Origin of the sequence: Enterobacter cloacae complex sp. P27C (assembly GCF_014895705.1) — a bacterium.
Taxonomy (GTDB): Bacteria; Pseudomonadota; Gammaproteobacteria; order Enterobacterales; family Enterobacteriaceae; genus Enterobacter; species Enterobacter bugandensis.
Genome location: NZ_JADBQB010000003.1, coordinates 368,650 through 393,575, shown reverse-complemented (window position 1 = coordinate 393,575; position 24,926 = coordinate 368,650). Strand labels below are relative to the sequence as shown.

Annotated in this window: 24 protein-coding genes and 1 pseudogene; all 25 read right to left on the bottom strand. The window is 53.4% G+C overall.

Features of this window, described 5'->3' with window-relative positions:
• Nucleotides 1-4 precede the first annotated feature (4 nt).
• The 25 genes and pseudogenes from IM291_RS08045 to IM291_RS07925 all read right to left on the bottom strand — a co-directional run bounded on the left by IM291_RS08045 (nucleotide 5) and on the right by IM291_RS07925 (nucleotide 24,422).
• A complete protein-coding gene (locus IM291_RS08045) occupies nucleotides 5-1,273 on the bottom strand; it encodes a Y-family DNA polymerase (RefSeq protein ID WP_192986564.1) in 1,269 nt (422 codons plus the stop codon).
• A gap of 2 nt (nucleotides 1,274-1,275) precedes the next feature.
• Entirely contained in the window at nucleotides 1,276-1,695 is a 420-nt protein-coding gene (locus IM291_RS08040; protein WP_192986562.1) for a translesion error-prone DNA polymerase V autoproteolytic subunit, read from the bottom strand.
• A 184-nt stretch (nucleotides 1,696-1,879) separates the two neighbouring features.
• Complete coding sequence (locus IM291_RS08035; RefSeq protein WP_192986561.1) at nucleotides 1,880-3,193, bottom strand: phage tail protein; 1,314 nt, start codon at nucleotides 3,191-3,193, stop codon at nucleotides 1,880-1,882.
• A gap of 56 nt (nucleotides 3,194-3,249) precedes the next feature.
• On the bottom strand, nucleotides 3,250-4,197 hold the full coding sequence (locus tag IM291_RS08030) for a DUF6453 family protein (RefSeq protein ID WP_063930857.1): 948 nt from the start codon (nucleotides 4,195-4,197) through the stop codon (nucleotides 3,250-3,252).
• Nucleotides 4,197-8,024, bottom strand: a complete 3,828-nt coding sequence (locus IM291_RS08025; protein ID WP_192986557.1) for a phage tail protein — start codon at nucleotides 8,022-8,024, stop codon at nucleotides 4,197-4,199. The genes IM291_RS08030 and IM291_RS08025 overlap by 1 nt, the downstream gene beginning before the upstream one ends.
• Before the next feature lie 52 nt (nucleotides 8,025-8,076).
• Nucleotides 8,077-8,667, bottom strand: a complete 591-nt coding sequence (locus tag IM291_RS08020; protein WP_192986555.1) for a tail assembly protein — start codon at nucleotides 8,665-8,667, stop codon at nucleotides 8,077-8,079.
• A gap of 59 nt (nucleotides 8,668-8,726) precedes the next feature.
• A complete protein-coding gene (locus IM291_RS08015; protein ID WP_192986553.1) occupies nucleotides 8,727-9,140 on the bottom strand; it encodes a hypothetical protein in 414 nt (137 codons plus the stop codon).
• A gap of 29 nt (nucleotides 9,141-9,169) precedes the next feature.
• Complete coding sequence (locus IM291_RS08010) at nucleotides 9,170-9,880, bottom strand: C40 family peptidase (RefSeq protein ID WP_192986551.1); 711 nt, start codon at nucleotides 9,878-9,880, stop codon at nucleotides 9,170-9,172.
• 1 nt (nucleotide 9,881) lies between these two features.
• Nucleotides 9,882-10,637 (bottom strand): phage minor tail protein L, encoded by a 756-nt coding sequence (locus tag IM291_RS08005; RefSeq protein WP_192986550.1) that lies wholly within the window; start codon nucleotides 10,635-10,637, stop codon nucleotides 9,882-9,884.
• On the bottom strand, nucleotides 10,634-10,981 hold the full coding sequence (locus IM291_RS08000; protein ID WP_023343873.1) for a phage tail protein: 348 nt from the start codon (nucleotides 10,979-10,981) through the stop codon (nucleotides 10,634-10,636). Before IM291_RS08000 ends, IM291_RS08005 begins: the two co-directional genes overlap by 4 nt.
• A 3-nt stretch (nucleotides 10,982-10,984) precedes the next feature.
• Nucleotides 10,985-14,128, bottom strand: coding sequence for a phage tail tape measure protein (locus IM291_RS07995; RefSeq protein WP_192986548.1), 3,144 nt, complete (start codon nucleotides 14,126-14,128; stop codon nucleotides 10,985-10,987).
• Nucleotides 14,121-14,438, bottom strand: a pseudogene (locus IM291_RS07990) (phage tail assembly protein T); the annotation flags it as partial. The gene IM291_RS07995 and the pseudogene IM291_RS07990, both read right to left, overlap by 8 nt.
• Entirely contained in the window at nucleotides 14,435-14,866 is a 432-nt protein-coding gene (gene gpG / locus IM291_RS07985; protein WP_192986546.1) for a phage tail assembly chaperone G, read from the bottom strand. The gene gpG and the pseudogene IM291_RS07990, both read right to left, overlap by 4 nt.
• Before the next feature lie 10 nt (nucleotides 14,867-14,876).
• Entirely contained in the window at nucleotides 14,877-15,620 is a 744-nt protein-coding gene (locus tag IM291_RS07980; RefSeq protein ID WP_192986544.1) for a phage tail protein, read from the bottom strand.
• 7 nt (nucleotides 15,621-15,627) lie between these two features.
• A complete protein-coding gene (locus IM291_RS07975) occupies nucleotides 15,628-16,026 on the bottom strand; it encodes a phage minor tail U family protein (protein ID WP_192986542.1) in 399 nt (132 codons plus the stop codon).
• Nucleotides 16,023-16,607, bottom strand: a complete 585-nt coding sequence (locus IM291_RS07970) for a phage tail protein (RefSeq protein WP_023292731.1) — start codon at nucleotides 16,605-16,607, stop codon at nucleotides 16,023-16,025. Before IM291_RS07970 ends, IM291_RS07975 begins: the two co-directional genes overlap by 4 nt.
• Nucleotides 16,608-16,616: 9 nt before the next feature.
• Nucleotides 16,617-16,970, bottom strand: coding sequence for a head-tail joining protein (locus tag IM291_RS07965; protein ID WP_023292732.1), 354 nt, complete (start codon nucleotides 16,968-16,970; stop codon nucleotides 16,617-16,619).
• An 11-nt stretch (nucleotides 16,971-16,981) separates the two neighbouring features.
• Nucleotides 16,982-17,395, bottom strand: a complete 414-nt coding sequence (gene gpFI / locus IM291_RS07960) for a DNA-packaging protein FI (RefSeq protein ID WP_048993956.1) — start codon at nucleotides 17,393-17,395, stop codon at nucleotides 16,982-16,984.
• 45 nt (nucleotides 17,396-17,440) lie between these two features.
• Nucleotides 17,441-18,466 carry a major capsid protein gene (locus IM291_RS07955; RefSeq protein WP_192986540.1) on the bottom strand — a complete coding sequence of 342 codons (1,026 nt, stop codon included), beginning with the start codon at nucleotides 18,464-18,466 and terminating at the stop codon, nucleotides 17,441-17,443.
• A gap of 55 nt (nucleotides 18,467-18,521) precedes the next feature.
• Nucleotides 18,522-18,854, bottom strand: coding sequence for a head decoration protein (locus IM291_RS07950; RefSeq protein ID WP_023292735.1), 333 nt, complete (start codon nucleotides 18,852-18,854; stop codon nucleotides 18,522-18,524).
• 9 nt (nucleotides 18,855-18,863) lie between these two features.
• Nucleotides 18,864-20,207, bottom strand: a complete 1,344-nt coding sequence (locus tag IM291_RS07945) for a S49 family peptidase (protein ID WP_192986538.1) — start codon at nucleotides 20,205-20,207, stop codon at nucleotides 18,864-18,866.
• A complete protein-coding gene (locus tag IM291_RS07940; protein ID WP_192986537.1) occupies nucleotides 20,188-21,777 on the bottom strand; it encodes a phage portal protein in 1,590 nt (529 codons plus the stop codon). The genes IM291_RS07945 and IM291_RS07940 overlap by 20 nt, the downstream gene beginning before the upstream one ends.
• Nucleotides 21,774-21,980: a phage head-tail joining protein gene (locus IM291_RS07935; RefSeq protein ID WP_023292738.1), complete on the bottom strand. Its 207-nt coding sequence runs from the start codon at nucleotides 21,978-21,980 to the stop codon at nucleotides 21,774-21,776. Before IM291_RS07935 ends, IM291_RS07940 begins: the two co-directional genes overlap by 4 nt.
• Nucleotides 21,980-23,902, bottom strand: a complete 1,923-nt coding sequence (locus IM291_RS07930) for a phage terminase large subunit family protein (protein WP_048029714.1) — start codon at nucleotides 23,900-23,902, stop codon at nucleotides 21,980-21,982. The genes IM291_RS07935 and IM291_RS07930 overlap by 1 nt, the downstream gene beginning before the upstream one ends.
• The gene (locus IM291_RS07925; RefSeq protein WP_192986535.1) at nucleotides 23,877-24,422 is read right to left on the bottom strand and encodes a terminase small subunit; all 546 of its coding nucleotides are present in this window, start codon (nucleotides 24,420-24,422) and stop codon (nucleotides 23,877-23,879) included. The genes IM291_RS07930 and IM291_RS07925 overlap by 26 nt, the downstream gene beginning before the upstream one ends.
• Between the last annotated feature and the right edge of the window lie 504 nt (nucleotides 24,423-24,926).

The following is a 24,926-nucleotide window of genomic DNA, read 5'->3' as shown; positions in this document are numbered from 1 at the left end:
AAGTTTATTTGACACTTAATAAATCACTAATACGCGTTGTATATCGTGGAGACAGCATTTCACGCTTCATCTGCCATTGCTGCTGAATGCCCTGTCCGGCAAAGTAGATAGTTCCTTTCCCGTCTTTAGCGTTCAGGTGATCGAGCACTTCCATCAACCTTTCGCTTCCAGCGCGTGGCGCGTTCTCATCGAAAAGATTCAGCTGGGCCACCCCCTGGCTGAAGAAGTCTCCCAGCATGATTCCAGCCTTTTGATAGCGGTGTCCATCCTTCCAGATTTTGTCCAGGCACTTTACAGCGGCGTTGATAATGTCGCGGGAATCCTGCGTGGGTGTGAGAAGCTTCATGGACGCACTGTTACCGTAATACGGCTCGTTAAGCGCAAAGGGAGAGGTTTTCACGAATGCAGAAATAAAGCGGCAATACTGATGCTCGCCGCGAAGCTTTTCAGCACCGCGCGCCGCATAGCTGCAAATAGCCTGGCGCATCTGTTCGTACTCGGTGACGCGTTCACCGAACGACCTGCTGCAGACGATTTCCTGCTTTGCCGGAGCAAACTCCTCCAGATCAAGACAAGGCTCGCCACGCAACTCCCGGACCGTTCGCTCGAGTACCACGTTAAAATGTTTACGGATAATCCATGTGCTTTGTTCTGAGAGATCTAGAGCCGTTTTGATGCCCATGGCGTTCAGCTTCTTACTGATGCGCCTGCCGACGCCCCAGACATCCTCCACAGGCACAATAGCCAACAACCGACGCTGGCGATCAATATTGGACAAATCAACAACACCACCCGTCTGCCTCTGCCATTTCTTGGCGGCGTGATTTGCCAGCTTAGCGAGGGTTTTCGTCTGCGCGATGCCAACCCCGACAGTTAGGTGCGTACGCTTCAGAACCGTAGCGCGGATCTCTTTGCCGAACTCCGTCAGGTCACGGCAGTTGCGAACACCTGTCAGGTCGCAAAAAGCTTCATCGATGCTGTAAATTTCGACGCGGGGGCTCATTTCCTCCAGCGTCGTCATTACCCGGTTCGACATGTCAGCGTAAAGCTCGTAATTACTGCTGAAGCAAACAACGCCAGCGCGACGGAAAAGCTCCTTTTGCTTGAAAAATGGCTCCCCCATGGTAATTCCAGCGGCCTTGGCCTCGGCGCTTCGTGCGATTACGCAACCATCATTGTTCGACAGAACGACCACTGGCCGCCCCCTCAGATCAGGTCTAAACACCGTCTCGCATGATGCGTAGAACGAATTCACATCACAGAGTGCAAACATGCTCAGCTCGCAGATTTCACGATGAAAGTCACGACACCGAACACATCAAGCGTATCCTCGCTGCCGACGATTATCGGCGAGTAAGCGCTGTTCATCGGTATGAGCTGGACTGTCGGGCGTAGCTGCAGGCGCTTAACAGTGAACTCCCCTTCCACCGCGGCGATGACAATGTCACCATGCACAGCAGTGCGTGAGCTGTCCACCACCAGCAGATCACCGTCGCTGATCCCGGCCTCGATCATCGAGTCGCCCGCTGCTTTGACGAAATATGTCGAGCTCGGGTGAGCGACAAGTAACTCATTGAGATCGATGCGCTGTTCAACGTAATCAGCCGCGGGGCTGGGAAATCCGCACTGTACTAAGTCACTGAAAAGCGGGAGAGCGATGATTTCTCGCAGTTCTGTAGGCCTGATGAATTCCATGACACACACCTCAAATACTGTTTTTATATACAGTAGTTTTATTTGTATGTGTCCGCAAGATGCAGTCCCAAAAGCTATTGCTTAAAGCTTCGCCGTTTCGCTTCTAAGCTTTTCTCACGCTTCGAATTATGGCTTTTGTAAATTTTTCGACAATGGCCTTGGGTGAGCAGAATTAAGCCATCTGTTAAACAGCTTGTTCCGGCTCGTCATTAAGTGCAGTTCTTGCCGCATCAAGTTTCTTATTCCAGATGCTGTCAGCTGGCATTTCCACTCGGACGCTTACAAACTGATCTGACGGGATATCAACCGGGTCTCCATCAGCTAACCCCGCCCGCTCATTTCTGGCAAATTCAGGGGCCGACGGGTGGGTGCGGTGATAGGTTTTAACCAGCACAGAACCGTCAGATTTAACCTTATAATCAAGCCAGATGAGTGGCTGTTTGTTACGGTCAGTAGGAATGTCAAAACCGCCATCTATACCGCCCCATGCAGCATCTGCATTCAAGCCGGTACAACCTTCAATCAGGTATTCCCCGATACCCTGGCGGGTTACAGTGCACCCCTCAGACTCATCGTTAAGCTGGCATGTACCATTCCCGAACAACTGTACAATAGGCGATGCACCTTTCAGCGTACCATCGGCTGCCCGAGTCGTGTTCCCGGTGTGGTAAATCTGCATCCAGCCACTATCGACACCATCAGCCATGCTCATGAACTGAAAAACTTTCCCACTAAGAATCAGAGCATAAAATGACTGCTGCGCGGCAGAGGTTGATCCACTCCCGATGTTTCGATCTGACAGCCGGATGCCTGAACCGTAAACACCTGGACCTCCCGATGTTGCAGGGGTAACGTTGCAGAAGCGAGTCCCCTTACTCTTGTCCCAGAGGTCAGAAATTACTGGAAGGTTTTTAGACCCCACACCAAATGACCCTGGAGCCAGTACATCATTATCCCCTTCACCAGTATTTTTAGTTGCCACATTCCCCAAACCGAGGTTTGTACGCGCCCCAGCGGCAGTCTTATCACCAGTCCCCCCCTGTGAAATACTTAGCGCTGTAGTCAGCCCGGAAAGGCTGGTAATGTCGCTGTTTGCCCCTTTCTTGGCCAGTGACTTCTGCCCCGGTACCGTGACGGCCACGCCGTTAATCGTGATGGTGACGTCTGTAGTACCGTTCATCACATCAGCGAATCCGCTCATATAGCGCTGGTACATCGTGAATGTTTCAGCAATATCCTGCGCCAGGCCATCCACGCTCAGGCTGTCGCTCAGAAGAATGGCGTATTTGGTACCGGAAGGTACGGCAGGGTTAGCGGCTGGCGTAACGGTAAGAGAGGTTGCGCTCCCAATCGCGGTGATCTGGAAAACCTGCGCGGGGTTGGTCAGTGCGATGACGCTACAGCCGTTACGAATTAACGAGCCAGCTGCAGTAAAGTTTGTTCCCGTACCTGTTAGGGTATTTCCGCTGATGGCAATAGTGCCAGTGGTATAAATCATATTTTCTCCTGGTAATAAAAAACCCCGCCATGGCGGGGCTTGTTAGTGGGGTTGTGTCAATACATTGCGGGGATGATGGGAATACTCATTCCGGTATATCTCTCGCCGGTCACAGAATACTTGTCGGTCCATCGGGAACGGACACGGCCATTCCCACATTTTACCGAGTTCCCGCTCATCACCAGTCCCTTGGATCGCATGTTGCACCACCCGCTGGCTGTTGAAGAGTTGAAACCATAGCAGCCAAGCGCAATCATGCTGTTGCCAATATCGACCCAGCTATTGCCCGGTGAATAAAACTGATTGCGGAATATAAATGGACGTCGGGTGGTAGAGAAAGTGCACTGACCAGCAGCATTGATGAAATTTAATCCTCTCCCGGGTACAGGAGCCTGAACCGAAAAAATCGCAATATCGACATTCACAGAACGGGCAATATCGTCATAGCCCGTGTAATCCTGCCGGGAGTAAATATTATTACCATCACATTCGAGCGTAGCTGAGCTGTCATTCCAGCGGGCAAAAACGAGCCCTTTGGCCGGAAGTGTGTAAGTACCATTTACATTGACCGTTCCACTGAAAACACAGGAAGCAACACGGCTGACGTCAGAGATCGCAATAAAGTCTGTCGAATCCTCAATAAGCAAACCACGGTTTCCACTCTGCCCGGCGGGTAAAATCTGCCAGACTGTGCCGGGAAATGTTTTATCTTTCCCCCAGCCATCTGATGACCAGACACTCTGAGTAAGAGTTCCATTGCCGTTATTGGTTATCCCATCGAGAACCATAATCGTTGTTATCAGATTCGGCGAGCGAGTCACATTCACAACCGAATTTGATGGAATGAAAAAAGGGGTAGCTCCAGCAACATAGCCCTGAACAGTCATGGTCTGCTGGCCCCATGCCTCCACAGCCTCCCCACCATACGACGGACATTTCATTCCGGCAGTGATGGTCATTGCCGGACGCCCGTCATTCAAATCGATATAGAGTCCCCTGGCCATCAAAACTCTCCCAGAACAATGCGCCCACCGTTCGACAAATTGACAGTGACACCGTTGTTATTGATCGTGACTCCTCCTGTTGAGTTGGTAAATCCAAACTGCCCATTCTGGGCGTAAATCCCTCCACGAACCGTGACATTGTTTAATTCAGCAGAACCATTCTTGTTGATGGTCCAGCCTGCTGTACCCGCACTGTAATTATTCGACTGGATGACATTTCCGATCTTGGCATTGGTGATAGTGCCATCCTGAATGAAGGTGTCACGGATAAACGTCTGCCCGTTCTGAATGACGAAGGGCAAATTTACAGCTCCACCAGGCTGAGACATCACCGCAAATCGGTCAGCCAGGATCAACACCTGCGACTGCATTCCGGTTGGAGTGTTCTGAACACCAATACCCATGCCTGCAGCATACTGACGACCGTTAGCATCAACAGCCACCTTAATGCTGTACATCGCATTCAGGTTATTGTTGATGTCTGCTGATACCTGCGCATTCTGAATAATGGCGGCCTGCTGGCCATTTACGGTGACCTTCAGTGAATTGATCTGAGTAGCCGAAGCCTGTGTGAAGTCAGCAAGCGTCTTTGACAGGTCAGTGACATTCGCGGTGTTTCCCCCGGCACTGGAGTCAAGGGTACGCAAAGACTCAGCAACAGCTTTACTGGCATCGGCCATTACATTATCGACCCGCTCAATACCGGCTTTGTTATCGCCATATTGCACGCTCAGAAGGTTACGCTGGTTAACCTGCGCGAGAGTACTGGTGATCAGCGCGATAGCATTGTTCTGAATACCGCCGCTGGCCTTATCAGTTTGTGCACCCAGTTCTTCCAGACGTGATGCCATTGAGGAATCGAGGTCTGTGACAACCTGGCTAAGGTCAGTGATTGATGCTGTATTCTGAGCACCTACAGCAGCAGCTGAATCAGCTTTATCAGAGGCGCTCTGCGTGGCAGCAGTCAATTGGCTTACCGCAGAAGCGCGCGCTTCAGTTTCCGTCACTAATGCCTGGCGAACATCAGTAATACCGGCTTCATTCTGCGCAGTTTTTGCCTCAAGACGGGTAACATCAGTAACTCGCGCCTCCGTCTCAGTGGCGATCACCTCTCTGAGCTGTTCGAATGTCGCAGAGTTTGCGCCCTGCTGCGCAGTCTGGCGAACGACAACATCAGCAATAGCCAGGGCATTGCCGATGATTGCTTCTGCAGTCTGCTTGTTCGAACCTACAGCTGCAGCCAGGCCATCGGCGTTCTCCTTAATTGCATCGGTCAGTTCCGCCAGTTTGTCACTGCTGGCAACGGCATTCTCAATCAAATCCTTAAATACGTCGGAATCTTTAATCTCCACTAGGATCACATCAGTGATATCGGAAACATCAATACTCGCCTGCCCGCGCACAAAGTCGGTGTAGCCTGACTCATTGCCGCTGCGGTCCACCAGCTGCGCGCGGTACCAGAAAATCTGCCCAGCCTTAAGGCCCATCTGCTGATATTTTCGCTGCGGGTAAGGCACATCGGCCAGCAGCATCGCATCGTCTTCGGTACCGGTCAGGCTATACTGAATTTCCGTCTTCAGCGTGTCGTCGGTATTCACCGGGAATCCCCAGTTCAGCTCGATACCGAATACCACATTTTCAGAAGCGATGAAGCCAACCGGCTTAGGCGGATTGCCCACTTTACCCGTCAGCGTTTTCTCTTCTGAATAGCCCCACCCTGAGGAAATTTCCGCGGCATTGATTGCGCGCACGCGCACCAGGTAGCGCCCGGAATAAATCCCCGGGACGTCAAATGACGTGGTGGAGCTGCGCGGCATGTTCACCCAGTTTCCGTCATTGCGGCGCCACTGCCCCTCATAGGCGATAGCGTTCTGCGCCTGGTCCCAGCTGACGCGCATCGTTTCGACGCTGATATTCTGCTGAACCACTGAAAACGAGCTGATCACGATGTTAGCTGGCGGTGACTGATTACCAGGAGGTATTACACTTATTGGCCGCTGGTCGATAATTGCGCCAGTATCGATACGGGCATATTTATCCGGATCGTGCCATGCAGCGGTGATCGAGAAGGTGCCATTATCGTTATCGCTTACGCTGACAACGCGGTACTGCTGAGCGTAAAGCTCGTCAGATTCCACCACCCAAACAGCTTCGGCCTGTGGCGTCTCACTGTATACCGTGGCGACTGTGACTGATTCACCGTTCACGGCCTGAATGGTCCTGCTCTGCGACGCTCCGGAAGGTAGGTTGAGAATAAGGCGATCACCTGCTGCCGCATCTGCCACGCGGTCAAGTTTGATAACGCGACCATTAACGGCGCTGATGCGGCCGCCCATAACCTTTCCGGAAAGCAGTTCGTCTGCCACGGCGATGATGTAGCCCGGCTGTGGTATGTTTCCATCCAAGCCGACATCGAACGAAACAACACGGTCTTTATTGTTGGTGAGGATGCCCCAGCGGCCTTTTCGGTTTGCTTCTGATTGCCGGGTGCATCCGATAGCCGTCATCTCCAGTTGATTAAAGCCGTAACGTGCCACCAGCGCCTGCTCAAATACGGGCTCCATCGCGTCAGCGTAGGCGTTATCCGGATCGGACCAGGATACCAGCGCCGTGGTGTATCGGGTTTTCGTGGTGCTGCTCGAATAGGTGAAGCGACCGTCAATAACGTTCGCGCGCGTATAGCTGTAATCAACATCACGTGGCATGTCAGCCAGGGCAACGATCTGATCCCCGCCCCAGTAAGTCATGCCGCGGAAGATAGCGGCAAAATCACGCAACACCGTGTAAGCGTCGTTACGGTCCTGGATATAGACGTCGCAGGTATACCGTGGTTCGGTACCGCTTCCGCCTTTGCCGTCCGGTACCTGCTGATCGCAATACTGAGCCACATGATACAACGTCCATTTATCGATGTTAGCCGCAGTAAGCCGGTTACCAAGGCCGAAACGATCGGTAACCACCAGATCGTAAAAAATCCACGCCGGGTTATCCGTCCATGCCCATTTAAACGCCCCGGTCCATGTACCGCTATAGGTTCGGGTTTCAGGGTCATAAGTATCAGGAACACGGATAACACGTCCGCGGGGCTCACAGGAGATCTGCGGGATTGAGCCGTTAAACTGGCTGGAGTCGAATTCAATGTACAGCAGCGCGGTGTTCGGATAGCGCAACTTGGCGTCGATCACCTCAGTGAAGCTCTGCAGTGTCATCGTGTCGCCAATCTTCGCGCTGTTAGCATCGGCTGTAATTTTACGCAGTCTGATGGTCCAGGTACTGCCAGCCTGAGGTAAATCAATTCGGTGGCTACGCTCGTAACCAGAGGTTGTTTTCCCGGTCACGCTGGTATTGAGTACCTTCTGCCATGTTCCGCCGTCCGTCTGCAGGTCAATCGCGTAGTTGATCGAATATCCGACCAAATCCCCGTCATCTTCCTGTTTAAACAGAGACGGCCATTTCAGACGCAGGCGTACTGCCGAGATCTGAGTGTTAGTGAAAGTGCGTGTCCATGCGGTAACACTGGAAATTTCAGTACCCACGCTGATTTCGTTTTCGGTACCGGGAATGCCCTGAATGTAATTTTGCGCCTGCGTTCCCGCGCGAAACTCCCACGTCACGCCGCTGAAGTTTTGTGAGCCGTCGGAGTTCTCCAGCGCCGTTCCGTCCAGGTAGATATCTTTGCCAGTGAGCTGCCCTGCAAACTCCCCTTCCCCAAGCGCAACGAGGATTTTAGCCTTCGCTACAGATTGCAGATCATCTGGCTGTTCAGTAGGGGTTCGGGAACTGGAACTGCCGCCCTTGCGGCCCTTTAACACTTTTTCTGTAGCCATATTGCGCCCATAAAAAAGCCACCCGAAGGTGGCCTGAAAAAAGGTTTGTTATCTACTGCTGATCTTCGACATAAATCCCGGCCGAGATAATCGCTCCGCCGATTCGCCGGCGACCATAAAGAAGCGGTACCGGGTAGCCCTGAGCAGCAGTGTTTGTCACTCCACCGAATGCGTATGAGGCGCGATTATCTGAGCTTTGTTTACTGGCTAGTCCGGTTGGCTGAGGAGATAGCATTTGGACAACACCACCAGCAATCATTGCTCCCCCGGCCATCATTACGTTTACTCCCCAGGCTTGGGCGAACCCGAAAGTTGCAATAGCCCCGACTGCCACAATAACTGCTCCTAATATCGTTTGAAGTACCCCGGCTTTTTTACTTCCAATGATTACAGGTACAATTCTTATCACTTCACCTGTGACAGGAAATCCCAAATCATCTACACCTATGTTTTTCTTCCCTTTAAAAACAGCAAAAGTTAACCCACGCCGTTGACTATGGATCATATAGCTTTCAAACCCAGGAATCGTTTTTGCTAGAGCCGTCCCGGCTTCCGATACCTTAGTGATTAGCCGCCGGTGGGTTTTCCCAAATATTTTCCCCGGCGCACCGCCAAGCTCAATTTGAGTCATTACTTCAGTCATTAAGACCTCGCAAAAATAAAAAACCTCGCCGTAGCGAGGTTATAAAATGATTTGTTTTATCAAAAAGCTGTGGGGTAAATACCAAAATCACCATTAGTACCGTACCCAATCCTAAACATCAGTACATTGCCTTCTGTCACCTTACCTGACTGCTCACTCATGCCTCCGCCACACATACCTTTGGGCCAAGCGCTAAAGATATGATCTCCAATTTTTGGATAAACTGTTACCTTTTGAGCTGTGTCTAAGTCTGCAACTTCTTTCCCATCAACATAAACCCTTGTCATGCATGCACTGCCCATAAAACCAGAGTCCCGCTTGATGATTACCTTTCCTGCCCCTTCTTTTTTAACTAACAGTGTATTGTCGATAATCTGTTTTGCTGGAACATCTTTTGCTTGCTCATTTGTTACAGGCTTTGTCGCGCAACCTGCAATTATAAATATGGAAGCTAAAATAAATATTCTTTTCATATCCCTATCCCCTTTGGTTTTGCAAAAGGTTAGCACAGAGATTTGTAACGTAAAATCTTCATCGTCCGTTCCTGCCAGTAGCCACCATAAGGCACGCGCTGGCTAAGATGCCCGTACAGGTGGTGCAGCAGCAAGTTGCCCTCAAGCAAGATCCCCGCATGATTCCACTTATTTGCCTGGACCTGCATGATCACCATATCACCAGGCCTCGGCGGTCCGTCGAACTCTCTGAAACCGCACTCGTACCAGCAATCCTGATAGAAGTTGTCCGGATAATTGTTTTCCCACCATGGATAATCTACCCGGTAATCGTGCAGCTCAATGCCGTGGTTCTGGCGGAAATAGCTCATGACCAGACCCCAGCAGTCAAAGTGACCAAGCACAAACGGACGCTCCAGCAGCGGCAGTTCTCCGCGCGGTTGGATGGTACGTAAATCCCCCTCCGGCCAGCTCACGATGTGCCAGGGTAAAAGCGTTGCATCGCATTGTGCTTTATCCAGCTCGCTTGGTTGCGTCGTGGCATCAGGGTGACTGTGAGCGATGGCGATCACAGTTCCCCAGTCTTCAGCTGCTGCGTAATCTTCCGGACAAAGGACAAAATTGTCCTCTGGCGCCGCTGCAAGATTACGGCACGGGAAATAACGTTCAACGCGGCTTTTCTGCACCACGACGCCGCAGCACTCACGAGGATATTCAGCTGCAGCATGCGCCATAATGGCATCAATGGTTTTCTGACGCATATCAGCTCCTGATCAAAGACGTCCCCGGGAAGCCACCAAACGAGAGTTCATTATTTTCGCCGAACCGAAGTTTGCAGGCCGTCAGAGTGCCGCTGCATTCATCCAGGGACGGATCGCTGACCGGGTTATTGTTTTTGTCGAAATAGTTGGTCCCGGCATAGTCGCAGCCGTCGCCGGTGCGATACTTGTTCCGGATGCACCAGGTACAGAGCGAATGCAGCTGGCGCGTCGGAATCATCAGTCCCTGCAGGTCCATCGGACTTGAAAGTGTGAACTCCACGGCCTCGTTTGTCTCCGCGCTTTTGGCATCGATGTAAAATACTTTCACCTTTTCCTGCGTAGGGTCTGCCGTTGGGTTCCCGTCTGGAAAATTTCGGGCATCAAGGTAGCTGGCCAACGTATCATGGATCGTGACCTTCGCCTGCAGCAGATCATCATAGGCAAGACAGAGCGCAGTTATAGAGCTGTCGAGGTTAGCAACCGATAATTTGGGCTGCGCACTGCTCCCACTGGTGGAAGCCTCAATCCCCTCAATCTGGCAGGGCCACGCTTTATATTCCTGCCCCTGCCACCAGATGGATTTCGCAGGCAGTTTACGTTGATCCCCATCAGCAGCATCAATCTCTTCTGGTGTATGCGCGATATTATGCGCATGGAAGAAAAGCACATCTGACATGCCGAAGGCCGTACCATCGACAGAAAAAAGCCGGACTTCATTTCCCGGCTCAAGTTTTTGATAATCAGCATTAAGGCTCATGGTGCAAATGCCTGTTCAAACGTTGCGGTTACGGTTTCCACTTTTTTATTCAGGGTGACTCGCTGAAGGCTATCTGCCTCAACACGCCAGAGGGCTAAATCACCACCAGGTGGAGTGAATGTGAAAGACTTTGTTTTATGCCTCCGCAGAAATGAATGAATCTCCCTGGCTATTACCGGATCGCCAGTAAAAGAAAAGGCATAATTAAGAACCTCATCGTTCAGGCCAGAACCACTTACCTGTTTGTACCCATCACCGAACTGCGCCGTTCTGACTGTATCTTTGCTACTCAGAGTGGGCTGGCTTGCTGCCTGAATCTTCCATGCAAAATGCTCTATGGCCATCATTTACCTCTGTTTAGTGGCATTCCAGATGATTCCCCCAGGCCTTGTTTCGCGCGCGATGCCTTCTCGGAGCGAACGATCAACCACTTTCTGATAAGCCTGAGCAAGTGCACCATCACCACTCTGTTGCTGCTTCGTATCGTTAGACTGCGCTGTAGTCACTGAAACGGGTGCGTAAACGTGAATCCCGCCGATCCCAGAAGTTGCTGCGCTCCCGCCGCCGACCAGACCACCGGAGGCATACCCGCGCATCAGCCGATAAAGATTGGCCACGCCGATACGGCTGGTAGACTCTTTGGTGAAGACGAACTCCCCGCGGTGAACGATACCGGCTGGCTCGTACTTACCGCCGTGCCCGGTAAAGCCGCCTGCGTCAAAGCCCGTAGGTCGGAAAGACGGTACCGAAAATGACTGTCCTGCAGATGCTGTATTGGTACCGCCACTCACCCAGCCCATCGCGCTCTGGATGGTGTAAGCCACCAGCAGCTGGTTGATAACTGAGACAATCATTTTAAGGATCGAGCTGGTGAAGTCCCTGAAGCTCGCCTTCCCGGTTGTCGTCAGGCTGGTAAGCTGACCCGCCAGGCCGCTGAACGTTGCCTGTGAAATCTGCTGAACAGAGCTGAAAACGTTTGTCGCTGAATCCTGATATTCGGCCCAGCCCTGTTTAGCCCCGGCCAGCCAGTTTGCGCGCAGAGCATCTTCAGCCTCGAACGTCGCCCTTTGCTCTTCCAGAACCTTTTGCTGCGCCTGAGGGTTGTACGAATAGCTTTCGCTGAGACGCTGCAGCGTAGTTTGTCGCCCAGCTTCCCGGGTGGATACCCCCTCAGACTGAGCCTGCAAGCCCGCCCTGGCGGCTTTTTGCTGCTGCTCAAACTTCACGGCCTGATCGGCCAGCTGGTTGAGCTTTTGCTGGCTGGCAACCTTATCACCCAGGTCGGCCAGCTGCCGCTTGTACTCGAGCGTTTCTTCCTTGTGCGCCAGCAGGGATTTTTCCTGCACCGTAAGCTGACGACGCCCCGCGGCCTCCTGCAGAACGGTGAACTGATTTTCAGTCTGCCAGAGATCCTGACGCTGTTTGCTTATGACGTCGTTCACGCTGGTATGCTGCTCAAGCGTTTTAAGCTGGGCCTGAAGGGTCAGAAGTTCGGCCTGCGCCTTTTCCTCGGCTTTATCCCCGGCGGGCGTTGAGTAGCTTTTGCCTTTCGGCGTTTTTGGATCCTTCCACTGCTTTTCAATCCCGGCGCGGGCAGCGGCAATGTCCTTTTCAGTCCACAGCGTGGCGACACCGTCTTTCGCATCCCGGCGGTTTTTCTCAATAAGCTGACTGAGCTTTTTCTCTGCTGAAGCCCGCTTTTCTGCCGCCGTCGCGCCGGACTCCACCAGCTGGTTAAACTGCTGCTGGTTGCGGATTGCCTGAGCCTGCTGGTCCGTCCGCATTTTTTCCCGCGCGGCTGCCAGCCCTTCCTGGGCGTATTGCTGATCGGCAAGATCGTAAGCCTGCTTTTTCAGCTCCACCTGCTGGCGCGCGTTTCTCAACCTTTCCGCATCAGCTTTCTGCAGAACGTTGTTACCGGCATAATCCGGGTCGACCTTAAGATTGCTGGACAGCGCGCGGTACTCTTTCTCTGCTGCCTGCCATTCAGCAAAAGAGTCCTGGCGCTTCATCGCGGTGTCAGGATTTCGCCCGACGCCCAACATCGCATCCCACGCACCGGAGGCGGCATTCTTCACCCAGTTCCAGGCTTTTTCGAGGGATCCGAGATTATCCTCGACCGCCCCGGCACGCTGAATGACCGCGTCGGAATATGCCCGCATGGCCAGCTCGGCGGCCTTCTGAGAATCCCCCAGCGCCTGAGCAGAAGCTATCTGTTCATACTGGGTGGCTGTCAGAAAGTGAAGTGAATCGTTAAGCGTAGCGACCGCATTAACCGGATCATCCTTCAGGCGTTTAAACTGATTTATGGTTTCGTCAACGGCCTGCCCGGTAGCCTGCTGCAGCCTGGCGGCAACATTGCTGACCATGCTGACGTCATTCCCGCTGAACGCGCCGCTTCCAACGACCTGCGCCAGCACGCCTGCAGCGGCATGCTGCGTGATGCCATTACCGGCCAGCGAGCGCGCCAGCGCCTGAAGCTGCCCTGACGTTTTCCCCGCGTAGTTCCCGGTCAGGATCAGCTGCCTGTTAAACTCCTCAGACTCTTTGCTGCCGTCATACCAGGCCTTACCCAGCCCGAATACCGCCGCGGCAATCCCACCAACCAGGCCGGCGATCCCCAGGCCGCGCAGCGACAGCAGCTGGTCTATCCATCCTGCCCGGTTCGCCAGCGTGATCCCGGAGCCGCGCAGCGCACCGAAGTTACCGCGCATGACCTCGCCGATAAGTACCCCCAGCTCCTGCCGGGCAGCAGCACTTTGCAGCCCCAGACCGTGCGTGGCCACTTTGGCGGCTTCAAGCTTGCGGATATAGACCTCAGCCGCATCGCTGGCACCGACCTGCGCCGCCTTCATGCGCAGCAGCTCGGTACCGGAGAGCTTTTGCTCTGCAACCTGTTGCTTCAGCTGGCTGAGGAATCGCGTGCGCGCTGCGGCCGATTTTTCCTCCACAATCTGCAGTTCTTTTTGCCGGGCCGTGGTGCGGGAAATAAGGGCGAGATAATCCTGCTGGGTGATGTTGCCCTGTGCCCTGGCTGCGCGAAAGCGCGCCTGCACGTTCGCAAGCGACTGTGTTTCACCATTGAGCTGGCGAACGCCGTCAATCTGGCCGAAAAATGATGCCGCCAGTTCATCCTGTCGGCGGGCAAGCGCTGCGGCCTGCCCGTCATTCTCACGCATGCGTTGGTTAAGTTCGGTCACGCGGCGATGAGTTTCATCAACGGACCTGGAAACGTTCTGCCAGTCTTTTGTCAGCCCTTCCGTTGCGGCTGACTGACGGGCTTTCATGTCTGCGGCGGCCGCCGCGCCAGCGTCGCCCACACTCTTTAGTGCAGCGCTCTGACGGTCCGCAGCACGCTGCATTCGCGCCTGAACTTTATCAGACTCATCCGCCATTCCTGTCAGTTGCCCTTTGATTCGGGCGACCTGCTCGCTGAAGGTTGCGCGGTCAACATCCAGCTTAATAACCAGATCGCTAATCTGCTGGGCCATATCGGATACCTCCTGTGATCCCCTCAGCGGCGGTCATCAGCGTGTCATCATCCGGCTCGTCATCGCTGATGATGGCATCCGAAGGAGAAAGCAGGCTGAAATGTGCGGGGGTAAGTTCCGGGTCGCGGAAGAAAAGAGTGGAGATGGAATAAAGCAGCTCTGAGAAATGCGCATCGAGCTGCGCGTCCTGAAAATAATGCTCCCGGTAGAACTGGTGCCAGTCGCCCAGCTCACTGGAAGTCATTCCAGCCAGCATGGCGCGCCAGTCGGGTCGCCCGAACTCGCGCGCCAGATTCAGGACAAACTTCAGCTCGCTGGCAAGGGCTTTTCCGCCGTAACGGGTTCAGCGCTTTCGGCCTCCGCGGAGGCATCCGGATCGGCAACGTTGTCATCCTCAACCGGAACGAGCATGCCGGAGAGCAGCTTTATTTTCATTTCTGCTTTACCGATCGCCTCCGGCGGCCAGCCGCTAAGCACCTGCTGATAAAGCGTCTCCACATCCGAGCCAGCCGGATCGTTATGCCACAAAGACATCGCGATCAAACGCGCACCGCAGCGAATATTTGAGCCAATCAGCCTGGCCGTCATTTCCTGATCGCTGATGCCGTCGCTATCAGCGCTGACGGCCTTTTCCTCTGCGGCCATAAACGTGATGTACTCAATACGCTGCAGCGCCGACAGCTCAAAGATGGTCAGGGATTCTGTTTGCCAGGTGAACTTCTCTTTTTTCAGAAACATGCGTCCTTCCTTACGCTGCAGTTACGGTGACTTTGCAGACCGCTACGAAATTACCATCGCTGGTCATAACAATAACGTCAGCAGTACCTGCCGCCACGCCGGTGACGGTGATCGCGTTGCCGCTAACGGTGACCGTTGCTTTTGCCCCGTCGGAGGTTGCCACGCGGAACGAGGTATCTGAGGCACTGGCAGGGTTAACCGTCACATTGACCGTTGTGGTTGCGCCCACGATCACGCTTGCCGTGGCTTTATCGAGCGTAACGCCGGTCACGGGGATATTCGGGGTCCCGCTTTCTTCAGCCAGCTCCGGCTTGCCGGTATTGGTGATTTTCGCTGTACGGGTAATGACCTCTTTTGCCGGAATGGCTTTACCCAGACTGCTGCACCAGCCGCGGAAAACGTCGACGGTACCGTTCGGGTATTTAATTTTGTAATAGCGTACTGAGCCATCAATAAACCATGCGACCAGGTCTTTTTGCCCTTCTTCGCCCGGCTTCCAGGCGAGGGTGAATGAGGTATCGCCAGCAGATTTTGCCCCCTGGGCCGTCGCGTTCCAGTCGGCATCCTCGTCGTCGAGGTAAGTGTCGTCATACGATTCGGCGGTCATTTCGCCCGGCGTAAGTTCTTTGATTTTCGCCAGGCGATTCCAGTCGATATCAGAGAGTGGGTTAGCGAAAGCGTTGCCCGTTCCGGTGTAAAGCCAGAGGGTGGTACCGGCGCCTTTTACAGGAGCAAGTGGATTTGGTGTTGGCATGTTTTCCTCACATTTCGTAAGTGATTGAATATTTCATATCGGCGGAGGTCCACAGCCCCATCCCATCATCGCGCTGGTAATCGAAGCCTTGTGGAACCATGAGCGTTAACAGTGAATCGAGGCCGGGAACATCAGCGAGGGCCGGATAGATATGGCTTTCCATCCATTCATCCAGTTCGGAATCTGGTACCTGCGAGGACAGGAAGACCTCGATATGTAACGTTGCCGCCCACATATCGGCATCAAGTTCTTCGCCGGTATACTCCGCATCGGTCAGATAGACCGCGACGGCAGGAAAATCCTCCTCCTCAATGACAGCCGGACGCCCGTCAAAAAACATGACGTCGATCCCGATGGCCTCTTCAAGCACATCAATAATTTTCTGGCGAATGAGAGTGTGTTTCATCGTGTCAGATGCAACCTCAGTTGTTGCCTGAGGGCATAGCCAAGTTGTTTTGGCATTTCCTCTTCAAGCATGCGTTTCTTCTCTGCTTCGAAAGCAGTAGTGAGGGGCGCGGACAATGGGATTTTGACCACGTCGATGGGATAACGACTTTTTCCTGCAATGCGCTTCATGACGTGCCAGCGGCCGTTCGCCAGGCGCTGGATAAAGGCGTCGCGAAAAACATAACGGCCAATTCTCAGCACGCTACTTTTTCGAACCAGCGGGCCTTTTCGGTTCGTAGCCCTGACCTGCGCGGCACCGAGTTTGATGGCGGGAAGGTTGCCTCGGTTAACCTTAATTCGGGCCGCTGAGTGCCCTGACGCCGAGGCTTTGTTGATTCTCACCCTTTGTCTGACCAGCTTTACAGGTATCCCCGAAACGCGGTTATCACCGGCTACCGTTTCTTTCGCCACTCTTCGGACGGCAACCGAGACGCCATTAGCAGCAACCCGGTTCACAGCCCATGCGCTGGCATTGGGAACCATATTTCTGTCCAGGCTATCCAGGTTAGCAATCGCCTGCTCAAGACCTTTTATCGACATGAATGCTCCTTAACGACGCCGCGATCCGCCGGGAGGTGATCCACTACCCAGCCATACATGGCAGGAACCGCAATCATCCGGGCCCACGCGATCAACCCAAAATTCACGCCCGTTTACCTTCAGTGTGTCCAGACGTTCCAGCCCGCTTACATCTGATGAGTTCACAAAAAACGTCGGCCTGGTTCCGTCAATTCTGATCCCCGCTTCTGCGAAACCGATGTTCTCTGGATCGTCAAAGACCCCGCGGAGCGTGACGCCGGATAAAGATCCAGAGGTTATCCTTGCCTCTGCGCCCATCACTCCACGTATAGTGGTATCCGCGCGCGCCATCGCTTCATCAAAAAGATTATCGAAATCAGCCATTAAGCCCCCTGTCAGACTTCCCGGGCCAGCCCCTGAGAAATCAGTTCGGTAGCCTCCGCGTCGGTCACGCGAATAACGACACCAGGCTCAACAATAGAGAGGGACTCGTTGCGTGTGGCGTGAAGTGCATCAATGTGCAAGGTCACCAGTGTCTCAACCGCCACCAGCTCGCCGGGCTCATTTGACGCAGGATTCTCGGTAATAGAGCCAGAGGTGTTCTCTGGGCCGGGCTGGCCCGAGGTGCTGATAGCTGTAGTGCTGGCAACGGACACCTCAGCGCCCTCTTCTCCGTCTTCGTCGAGTTCCTCTTCGAGCTCAGAAATACGTAACGTAAGCTCCTGGATGGTGCCTGTGACGTTGACCTCACGATCAAGCTTTACGCCCAGCTCTTTCAGTCGGGCGATAAGGGTTTCTTTTTCTGTCATGGGAAATACTCCAGAAATGTGGCCCAACAGGGCCACTGGGGAAAGTTATGCCAGCTTGACTGACACGAACGCGTCCGGATCTGGCAGCAGCATCAGCGGAGCTGACTGAATCATGGTGAACTCGCGAGCCGGGTCGCCCGTTTGCACCCAGTTTTTCGGATAGCGCGTTGAAGCATTAATGCCTTCGCGCTGTGCATCTGCATCCAGAATGCAGCCATAGGTACGCAGACCGCGCGCCTGGGTATTTCCCAGCACCATTGTCAGATCCGGCAGGTAGTTCTTTTTGACGTCATCCTCGATGTACTGACCGGAGTAAACAACGATGGCCACGTCGCCATACATCCCCTTATAAGAGACGGCCATTCCCAGGTCTTTCACGGCGGTTTCGAGCTCAGAGCTTGAACCGCGACGCGTATCCAGCTTTTCCTTCACCGCATCAAAGGAGCGGAACAGCGCCCAGCCCTTTGGATCGAAGACAATAATGTTGACCACACCGCTGGCGTTAAGCGCGTACGCTTCAATATCATCGGTCGGGTCGTACGTTTTTTTGTCGCGAGAAGACCAGGCAGCTGCACCCGCCTGGGTGATGTTGTTACCGGCACTGCGTTCCATATCAACTTCAACCGGCTCAAACGCTTCCCCGGTCATGGTGTATTTACCACTGAGGACTGCAGCAACGGCCTGCTTTTCTTCTACCTGCGCAATTGCAAGCTCTTCATCTTTCATGTTCTGAAGAATGATGCGTCGGCGGCGATAGGCAGGGTCGGCCAGATTCTGTGGATCTTCATCAGGCAGGCGGCGGAGGGTCATCAGCGGATTCACTTCGTGTTTTGGCTTCACATACCCCGGCGTAAATTCCGACGTGCTGCCACCACGGGAACGAATCACTTTCCCGGAGACAATCGGCGATACGTACAACGCCATATTGACCATGCCCGGAATTTGCGACAGGTAGACTTTTTCTGTACTGAAGGGATAAGTTTCGCGAAAGAAGATACGCAGGAAGAGCGGATCGAACTTGAATTTCTTCTCATTGACCGCCAGAAGCTGGGCTGTTGTGTAAACTGACATAGATTTTTCCCGTAAAAAAAGCCGCATAAGCGGCTTTTATGAAAGTTGAGGGTGTTTAAACGATGCTGATCGCAGTACCGGCGAACGCGTTACGCTTGATATTTTCGTCGGTAACGGCAGATGGCCAGAGCACATCTTCGATGCGGAAAGAACCGGATTTATAGAATGCCAGTTCAGCACTGCTCTGGTCAGCGGTAACCGCCAGAATGCCGGTTGCTGCACCTGCATGCTCGCCGTCCCAGACGGTTAGCTTGCCGGACGTAGCATCGAGCATGAGCGGGGTCATTGCCGGGGTGGATGCTGTCAGTTCGCCCGGTGCATACGCGGTGTGTGCCGGATCGCTGTTACCGAGCGGCTGGTGATGAGTAAATACTTCGGTGATTGCCATGTTAGCCTCTTAAACGGGGGTGTTTAACAAATCGTCGCCGGCTTCAGCAGAGGCATTCCCTGCTGAAAGAGCGCCTGGTGCGGTTTCCATCAGGCGATCCAGCGCCGTATCGGTACGCGCCTGGGCGCTTTGCGGCGCCGCGGCAAGAATGCGCTGTGCACTCTCAACCGTCATGCCCGGCGTTTCGGCCAGCGCACGGGCCTGTGATTCACGACCTTTTGCCTCTTCGCAGTTCAGAATACCCATGATGCGACCATTCTCGGCGGCTACGGCTGCCGAAACCTGAGCGCTGAGGTCTGCCGGGGCCGTTAAGGCAGCAGTTGTTGTGTCAACGGTGGTGACCTGCTCAGCCGGTGCAGTCGTCTGTGTTGCTGCCTGGTCAGCTGGCTGATTGGTCGCTGCAGATGCAGAAGGTGATGGCATAGTTCCTCCAGTGGTTGTTTTTTTGCGTCTGTCGAGTGCTTCACGCATCACGCTGAGCGCGTCGGTATTGTTAACAAGTTCATCCGCCAGACCGCTATCCACGGACTCCTGGCCGGAGAAGACGGCCGCCTCGGTGTCCAGTACGGCCTGCACTGACATTCCGGTATAAGCGGAAACCTTTTCGGCAAACATCTGACGAGTGGCATCGATGCGCGTCTGAAAATCAGCGCGAACGTCCTTTGGTAGTTTTTCGTAGGGGTTGCCGTCGACTTTATGATCGCCGCTGTAAATCAGCGTGACCTCAACGCCGTTAGTTTTCAGCGCAGCGCCATAATTACTGTGCGCCATCATGACGCCGATGGAGCCGGTTCTGGCCGTTTGCGTGACAAGTCGTCGCGATGCAGAACTGGCAATTAACTGCCCTGCGCTGCAGTTCATATCATTTGCCAGCGCCCAGACGGGCTTGATATCCCGCATCCGGGCAATAATGTCGGCACAGTCGAAAGCCCCGGACACCATCCCGCCCGGCGTGTCCATATCCAGCAGAATACCGTCTACGCCTGGATCGCTCATTGCCTGCTGCAGTCGGGCAATGACCCCGTTATAGCCCGTCATACCGGAATAAGGCTGAAGTGACCGGGTTTTGCTGACCAGCGTCCCGGAAACGGGCAGCACCGCGATCCCGTTTGTTACCTGATAGCTCCGCGCGAGCCGGGGCCCCATTTCCTCGTCATCGCCAAACAGCGCCAGCGGCTCTGCAATTTGTTCAGCGCCGAGCGAGACGCCAGAAGCGGAATCAGTCAGTCGGGTGATACCCAGCTGGCCTGCCAGCGCGCAAAAGAAAACCCGCGCGTAGGCGGGTTCAAGCATCAGCGGCTCATTGAAGGCCATGCTGGCAATATGCGGGAGATTACGCAGCTCTGGCGTCATCTTTTACCTCCTCGTTTGATTTTTTCAGCCCAGATTCAAATGCAGCTGCCGCCCATGCCGGAGGTTTAAGTCCCGCGCTCCGGCGCTCCATAGTTTCACGTACCTGCTGAGAAAATATCTCCTGATAGTCATCTCCGCGTTTGGCACACTCCTTCTCATATGTGCTGAGACCAGCCTCAATCAGCATCACGGCCTCCTGCACCTCCTTCAGCCCATCAATAGCCATGCGCCCCGAGCCAATCCAGTTGGCGTTACCCCAGGCAGTTCTCGCCTCCTGGAAGCTAAACCTGGCTTTGGACGGGAGCGTGACAACCCGGCGCGCAATCACCTCTTCGAGCCAGCAGACGAACATCTGGCAGGCTTGCCGGGCCGCGACAAACTTGCGACGCCCCATAAAGAACGCCCAGGATTCATTGGCGCTGGCGCGCGCCGTCGAATAGCTCATCTGAGAGTAGTTACGGGAAAGCTGCTCATACGAAACACCAAGACCGGCCGAAATATAGCGCAGGAGTGATTGTTCAAAGGTGGAATAACCGTTATCGGTATCCTGTGCTGACTGAAGGTTCAGGGAATCGCCCGGCATAAGATGAGGCACTTTCGCGCCACCGAGGCGAACCGGCGCTGCAGCGTAGTATGCTGCCATTTCGCCAAGCCAGCCCGTCAGCTTATTTTGCTGCTTACTATCCGCGCCGAGGATAAAGTCCATCGCCGTATCGGTATCAAGCTCGCTCTCGATTGTCGCCGCATACATAGCTTTTACAATTGCGCTCTGGAGCTGAGTATTTTGCAGGGTGTCGAGCATTTTCATCTGCTCCATCACGCTGTAAAACACGTTTGCGCCGCGGGTCTGTCCATCCTCAAGCGGTTCAAAAATATGGATGAATGATGGCCTTCCGCCCGGCAGTTCCCGTGGTATATAGGTCCATTTTTGCGTCATCCAGCCAGGATAGCTGTCTTCACTGACGTAGTACCCCAGCGCTGCGCCGCTATCACTGATTTTGACACCCGCGCGACAGTTACGCGTGTCACCTGTATTACCGGGATTACTCACGCGTTTTGGACTAACCATTTTAAATTGCGTGCGAAAAAGTCGCGATGAATCACTGTCCCAGGTGGGCTGGACGCACAGTTCACCGTTAAATGCGTGTGTCGCAACGCCTTCACGGATCATCATCGTAAAGGTACGCTTGCGCTCGGCATCAATCCCGCAAAAGTCATCCTCCGCATATTCATACCAGGCGGCCTCCACCTCCCTGGCAAATGCTCGGCTTTCCTCTTCTTTAATGCCGAGATAACGCCAGCTCGGGCAGTAACTCAGTCTGAAAAAAGACCCGACGATGTGATCCTGGTGAAGCTGAACGGCGTTTGCCGCATAACCATTGTTACGGACCAGATCATCAGCACGGGCATTCCCCCGGGCGAAGTTCGGCAGAAGTGCGGCGTCGGCACTTTCACTCTGGGGATTCCAGGCATTTAGCTGCCCACCGAATCCGCCGCCACCGGCGTGATAGCCTGCATATTCCCTCAGGGAGGTTTTCCCGTCGGGGCCAACTAAAGAAGGAATTTTCATGCGTAGAACCTTGCCGGCCCGCGGCGTCGTGAAGTGGTACCGACCTGTGACTCTAGATCGGCGATGTACTTTTTCAGATCGCTGACTGACGTCGCCGTAAATTCCACCCTTCGACCGTCTTTCTGTACCGTCGCAACCCGTTTTCCCATCATCAGATCATGTAACGCTGCGCGCGCGGCATCCAGTTCAGCCTGTGTTGCCATTATTCATCTCCCGCTAATGCCCTGGCATAATCCGCCAGAGATTTATTATTTTTACGGCCAGTGTCTTCTTCCCGTAAGCTGGCCAGAAGAGAATCCAGATCCAGCTGCCAGCGGGAGATACTTATCCGCAGAGCTGCAAGTGCATAGACAAAACAGTCAAGCGCCTCATTTCGTCGTTTTTTACTGTCCCAGACGATTTTTTTCTTCCCGTCTACCCACTTCTCAACCTGCTCTTCAGCCGTAAGCTGCTGAGCCTCAGCTAAATCATATATTTCAGGGTTATTAGGGAAGTGAACCGCTCCCGCCAGCGGTTCGTCGCCTTCTGCCACCAGCGTGAAACGGTTATAAATTTGCTCTTTCGCGGTGTCTGTTCCTACCTCAGTGAGATAAACGCCGTTCTTGTTACGCTTACGAGGCATATTCGCCACGGGCTTGCCGTAGACAGATGCGCCTTTAACGGGGATGACACGAAACAGACCATGCTTTTTCGAGCGGTTATAAACAATCGTTGGGTCTATGCCGCCGATATCCCAGCAGATGCGGGAAATAAGCATCTCAACGCCGTTAGGCCTCGGATAGGTTTTGTTGATCGCCTCATCCAACCTCAGAAGCGTGGATTCATCATCATGTCGCCCCATAATGATAATTTTGTCGATAAGCCAGCTTTCCTCACCAGGCCCCCAGCCCCAGACACGCATTTCGTAACGGTCAAGCTGGGAGTCAATACCGGCAGTAAGATAGGCCACGCGCTCCGGCACCCTGGCACCGAAGTGCTCAATACGTTCGGCCATCACCTCAGCATCAGGACGCTCACCAATTTTAGGCTCCCACGTTTCACCAAGCGTTGTGTTGACGAACGTCTTACGCTTTCCCGTGTCCCCTTTGGTCTTGATCCAGTCCTTGACGATTTGCACCCAGGTTGTGAAGGGGCTATAGGCCGTCCAGATGTGAAAGGTTACGCTGTCAGGCGGATCAATTTCTGCACCCGATGATGAAAACCAGCAAAGTCCGTCTCGCGTCCAGATCCCGGTTTCATCACAGATGTACCGCGCCTGCGAAAAATCGAGCTCCTGCTGTTTAATTACGCAGGCATTGTGTTCACACAGATATATAACGCTGGCAGGATCGCCCGGCGTCCATTTGAACCCGAATGGCGTCTCTTTATCGCCGAATTTAAGAAACTGCTCCTCCCCACAATGTGGGCAGGGAACATAGAAGCGCAAGAAATGCTCAGACTCCTTGGCGGCACGTTCAATCTGGCATGTCCCTTTAATTTTGGGTGTGGATCCTCGTATCGATTTAGGCCAGACCGACCCTTCAATACGTTTATCCCCCAGAAACGTTGGAGAGCCCTCTTTCTCGATATCATCGTCAAATGCCGCCAGCTCGTCATAACCCGCCACATCAACAGATTTTTCACGGTAGTTTTTTGCAGCTTTACCACCGAGGCACCAGAAACCTCGCCCATTCGAGAAACGTTTCATACTCAACGTGTTGTCCCGGTGCTTTTTACCGTACCAGGGCGCCAGCGCCAGCAGTGAGGGGATGTCCCGGATTGTCGGTTCAACATGGGATTTCATGAAGTTTTCTGCATCACCGTCGGTAGGTAACCAGATAAGCGAGTTACGCTGTTTGTGCTGGATGAAATACGCATACACGCCGAGCAGCATTTTTGAATAGCCTACTCGGGCAGACTTAACGACATTGACCTCGCGGATATAGTCATTACCCATCGCATTCATTATCGCACGCTGAAACGGCAGCGTTTCCCAGCGCCCTTCCTGATAAGCAGACTCTTTTGGAAGGTAATAATTTTCGTCTGCCCACTCAACCGCCGTTTGCGGTTCTGGCCGGTACAACGAACGGAGCCCCGAGCGCGCGGAGTGCTGTAGCCCCTTAACCTGACTGTTCGATATATTCACTCAGCAACCCCGGTATCATTTCATCCAGCGCAGCTGCTTTGTTCATGGCTTTTATGATGTCCTTCTTGAGGAAATCAATATGTCGATTTTCCAGTTCCGGAAAGCGCCGCTGAACCGACAGAGGTATTCCATCAAGGATACTGGCAATTTCTCCGGCTATCCGCGACAGCACGAACGTGCAGAATGCGGTCTCCACCACCTCAGCGGACTCTTTTGCATTTTTTAGTTCCTGAGCATCAGCCTGGGCTCGGGTAAGCCTATGGCGCTCATAATCAATCGTGCCAGGCACAAGGTCTGATTCTGAATCAACTCTCAGCTGTTCAACCTCTTTTCGCAGCTTTTCGTTTTCTATCGCTGCGTCACGGGCGGAATACCATTCGATTACGGCGGCAGAGTCATAAAGCACTTCATTACCTTTTCCACCACCGCGCGCAACTGGCATTCCCTGATCCTGCCAGTTCTGGACCGTGCGGATGCTGACACCAAAAATCTCTGAAAGGCGTTTTTTATTGACCTCCATGACGAACTCCAGGCGAAACACAGGGTAAGGAAACCATGCCAGGTAAAATGACTACTACCAGGCTTTAACACTTCCTTTCTTGTGGTGGGTTATACCCAGCAAAGACAGATACTTAGCAAGAAGAAGAACGGAAAAGGAAAAATCCTGAAAATTTTCATAAATAGCGAGAACCTGCGAGGTCGCCGCCCCGTAACAGGGCGGATCGCCGGAAAGGACCCGTAAAAGATAACAAATATCATTTGCATAATGTGATTAGCTGCTAACCTCTTTTCAAAATTAGTCAGCAAGGTATAGGTTCGCGTATCCAGCACATAAAAAAGCCCAATTAAAAGGGCGTTTTAAATATTTTTTACCGAATAACTTTTGGACATGATCATCACCTGAAATAACGATTACAACTCTCCCTGCATTCATTTTGACAGAGCTTCCCTACATACATAACAATGTTTGTTTTCCTCATAAACCTTAGCGAAACACTATTTGCAACCTCCCCTTTACTAAAAA